The organism is Halomonas marinisediminis, from assembly GCF_004347715.1.
Lineage (GTDB): Bacteria > Pseudomonadota > Gammaproteobacteria > Pseudomonadales > Halomonadaceae > Halomonas > Halomonas icarae.
The window spans coordinates 1-305 of the sequence record NZ_SLTR01000241.1; the positions used below are offsets into that span (position 1 = coordinate 1).

Here is a 305-nt window from a genome sequence, read left to right on the forward strand (position 1 = left end):
TCGCGATGAACCTCAAGCAACTGGCCGCGCACCTCAATCTGTCGCAGACCACGGTGAGTCGCGCGCTCAACGGCTACCCCGAGGTCAGCGAGCAGACCCGCAAACGCGTGGCGGAAGCGGCGCAGGCCCTGAACTATGCCCCGAACGCCAGAGCCAAAGGGCTGGCGACGGGACGGGCCATGGCCATCGGCCATGTGATCCCGATCTCGACCCAGCACCAGATGATGAACCCGGTGTTCGGTGACTTCATAGCTGGCGCATCCGAGGAATACGTCAAGGCCGGGTATGACATGACGCTCTCTGTC

Annotated in this window: 1 protein-coding gene; it reads left to right on the forward strand. The window is 63.3% G+C overall.

The features are described from left to right. The coding region (locus tag E0702_RS16530) for a LacI family DNA-binding transcriptional regulator (RefSeq protein WP_240721798.1) at positions 1–305 on the forward strand (305 nt) is incomplete at both ends.